1 protein-coding gene and 1 pseudogene are annotated in these 1892 nt (G+C 68.1%); both read left to right on the plus strand.

What is annotated here, in order from left to right; all coding sequences use genetic code 11:
* A pseudogene (locus B4E30_RS13075) lies at positions 1-885 on the plus strand (alpha-1,4-glucan--maltose-1-phosphate maltosyltransferase); the annotation flags it as partial.
* Positions 882-1892 (plus strand): GlgB N-terminal domain-containing protein (locus B4E30_RS13080; protein WP_286795531.1); only part of this gene is annotated, 1011 nt, incomplete at its 3' end. The pseudogene B4E30_RS13075 and the gene B4E30_RS13080, both read left to right, overlap by 4 nt.

The raw sequence follows: 1892 nt of genomic DNA on the forward strand, positions 1-1892 counted from the left end.
GTGGTCCGGCACTGGATCCAGCAGGGGGTGCGGATCTTCCGCGTCGACAATCCGCACACCAAGCCGCTGCAGTTCTGGGAGTGGCTCATCGCCACGGTGAACGCGGAGGAGCCCGACGTGGTCTTCCTCGCCGAAGCCTTCACGCGGCCCGCGCCGCTGCAGGGACTCGCCAAGGCGGGATTCCAGCAGAGCTACACCTACTTCACCTGGCGCAACGAGAAGGCGGAGTTGGAGGAGTTCCTCGGCGGTCTCGCCCACGAGACGGCCGATTTCCTGCGGCCGAACCTCTTCGTGAACACGCCCGACATCCTGACCGAGTTCCTGCAGTTCGGCGGCCGACCGGCCTATGCGATCCGGGCGGCGATCGCAGCGACCGCCGCCCCCGTCTACGGTGTCTACGCCGGATACGAGCACTTCGAGAACGTGGCGCGGCCCGGCTCGGAAGAGAACATCGACAACGAGAAGTACGAGTACAAGATCCGCGATTGGGAGGGTGCCGTCGAGACCGGCGACTCGCTCGCGCCGTTCCTCACGCGCCTCAATGAGATCCGTCGAGGGCATCCCGCCCTTCGTCAGCTTCGCAACTTCTCCGCCCACTGGAGCGACGACGATTCGGTGCTGGTCTACTCCAAGCATCTCGACGCCGCCCTCAGCCCCGACGGCGTCGCCGACACGATCATCGTCGTCGTCAACGTCGATCCGCACTCGGTGCGGGAGACCACCGTGCACCTGGACACGCGGATCTGGGGCATCGCCCCGGGCGACGCCTACGAGGTCGAAGACCTCGTGACCGGGGCTCGCTGGACATGGACCGACCACAACTACGTGCGACTGGACGCGTTCACCGAACCGGTGCACATCCTCCACGTGAAGGAGGCGCGATGACCTACCCCGACGAATCCCTGCTCGACGCGATCGCGTCCGGCTCCCACCACGACCCTCACTCCGTCCTCGGACTTCACGCCACCCGCGACGACGAGGGAGCCTCGGTGTGGACCGTGCGGGCGCGGCGCCCCCTCGCATCGAGTGTGACCGCCGTTTTCGACGACGGCACGCGCGTTCCGCTCGAACACGTGCGCGGTGGCGTCTGGGAGGGAACGCGCGGGGGCGATGCGGCAGCGTACGAGATCGTCGCATCCTACGATGACGGGCCCGACTGGATCGTCGACGATCCGTATCGACACCCGCCGACGATCGGCGAACTCGACCTGCACCTGATCGGCGAGGGCCGCCACGAGCAGCTGTGGCTCGCGCTCGGCGCGCACACGCGCGAGTCCGGCGGCAGCACGGGCACCGCGTTCACCGTGTGGGCGCCTAACGCCCAGGCCGCGCGCGTGATCGGCGACTTCAACGGGTGGGACGGCGCCGCGCACGCGATGCGATCGATGGGTTCCAGCGGCGTGTGGGAGCTGTTCGTCCCGGGCGTCGAAACCGGCTCGGCGTACAAGTTCGAGTTGCGCACCAAGAGCGGTCACTGGGTCGAGAAGGCCGACCCGTTGGCGCGCTGGGCGGAACTGCCTCCAGCAACCGCATCGGTGGTCGTCGGCACGTCCTACTCGTGGCAGGACGATGCCTGGATGACCGAGCGCGCCCAGACGCCGGCGTTGTCGCGGCCGATGTCGATCTACGAGCTGCACCTGGGATCCTGGCGCCCGGGGCTGTCCTACCGCGAGGCGGCCGACCCGCTCGTCGAGTACGTGACCGCGCACGGATTCACGCACGTCGAGTTCCTCCCCCTCGCCGAGCATCCCTTCGGCGGGTCCTGGGGGTATCAGGTCACCGGCTACTACTCCCCCACGCGGCGCTTTGGGCATCCGGACGACCTCCGCTATCTCATCGACCGGCTCCACCAGGCCGGCATCGGCGTCATCATGGACTGGGTCCCCGGTCAC

The organism is Microbacterium sp. UBA3394 (assembly GCF_002358725.1).
Taxonomy (GTDB): Bacteria; Actinomycetota; Actinomycetes; order Actinomycetales; family Microbacteriaceae; genus Microbacterium; species Microbacterium luteum.